The 1,616-nt window shown below is 40.8% G+C and carries 2 protein-coding genes; both read right to left on the reverse strand.

The window, feature by feature from the left end; genetic code table 11:
* Positions 1 to 196: 196 nt before the first annotated feature.
* The gene (locus LD39_RS13315) at positions 197 to 895 is read right to left on the reverse strand and encodes a DNA alkylation repair protein (RefSeq protein ID WP_035547698.1); all 699 of its coding nucleotides are present in this window, start codon (positions 893 to 895) and stop codon (positions 197 to 199) included.
* A gap of 20 nt (positions 896 to 915) precedes the next feature.
* Positions 916 to 1,616, reverse strand: a 701-nt coding sequence (locus tag LD39_RS13320) for a patatin family protein (RefSeq protein WP_035547701.1), incomplete at its 5' end; no start/stop codon positions are given.

Below are 1,616 nucleotides of genomic sequence, written 5' to 3' on the forward strand. Positions count from 1 at the left end.
TGACTAACAAAAGAACAAGAAAAAATTGGACATACTCCGGTTTTAAATTAAAGATTTGCAGCATATCCTCATCCAGCAAGTTAAGTGTTTGATCAAGAAATGTGAAGTCCAACCATTTATTCATGACTGCTCCCCTTCCTATATATCCTCATGCAGTACCATTATGGACATATAGAAACAAGTGTAAACCCTAGTATTAGTTTGTTACCAAGCCTTTCTTTTTCATCCACTTCAAACCTTCTCTGCGACTTAATGGCCGGCATTCAGTAGAATTCAAATAGGACTCCACCGCTTCGGGATTGGTTTTACTATACTCCCTTAACACCCAGCCGATGGCTTTTTCAATGAAAAACTCTTTCTCACCCTTCAATACATCGATCGTTTCAAACAAAAGTTTTTCGTTCGTATTTGATTTGAATTTCAGTTGATGCAATAGGCTTGAACGTCTCACCCAGAGATGGTCCGAGCGGCTCCATTTCTCCGTAATCGGCACCAGGTATTCAGGATATTTCCTGAAATAGTCTCCACAAAGATTCGAAGCAATCATATCAACGGTGTCCCACCACGGTTTCGTTACTAGCAGTTGTTTATAACTTCCGATTACAGACGTTGAAGCTTTCTTTGTCCCTTTTTCCAATAAGGCTAAAGCGGCATAATGGCACTCTCGCTCTTGCTCATCGAATAATAATAACGCCGTATGTACACGTTCTGTTTCTGAAAGCGAACGGTATTGTTTCAATATGGGACTCAGTAATTTTTTTCGCTCTGGTGTTTTGATGCCGTAAAACGGAAAGTGATTTTTCATGTAGGCTTCCATACCTTCTCGATTTACTTCATCCCTGTTTTCACTAAAAGTTTTTACAATTTCATTCCTTAATTGCTCACTAAGACGCATCTCCTGAACTCCCTCTGTATTTATTTTTGCAGAAATTCGATCAGCCGTTCGGCCTGGCTTTGCGCTTGGTCATATCCTTGCATATAAAGGTGGTGCAGCCGGTCTTTGTTCCTTTCAATCCGGCTCACTTGGAGGGGCTCTTCAGGTCTTAGTACAAAGGCTTCTCCCTTTTCTTCCATTTTCTTTACCTTCATTAGTTCCTCGTTATAACGGACGTGACGGTTTAACAAGGCCTGGGCGAAAAGTGGAAATTGACGGTACTTGCGGTTAAAATACCAGCCTAATTTCATTTTTTTCTTGATGTATCCATCGTTCCTTGTCAAGACAATAATATGTTTGCGATTCCCTTGATCGACCGAAGGCTGGAGTGGAATAGGATTTGAAATTCCTCCGTCCATCAACTGTTTTCCCTCATAAGCAATACTCGGTGCAACCAACGGAAGCGAACTTGAGGCGCGAATGACCTTCAACAAACTTTCACGATCAGGAAATTGGTCAAAAAACATGGGATTGCCGGTTTCCATATCAGTCGTTCCAACAACGAATGTAGTCGTTTGACTGCTGAAAGATTCATAATCAAAAGGGACAAGTTGATTCGGTAATTTATCGAATATGAAATCCATTCCAAATAGCTGACGGTGAGTAAGCAATCGCTTGTATGATATGTATTCAGGGTGATCCCCATAGCCGACGATGACTTCGTAATTTCTTTTTTTCTGTT

Origin of the sequence: Halobacillus sp. BBL2006 (assembly GCF_000786645.1) — a bacterium.
GTDB lineage: Bacteria > Bacillota > Bacilli > Bacillales > Halobacillaceae > Halobacillus.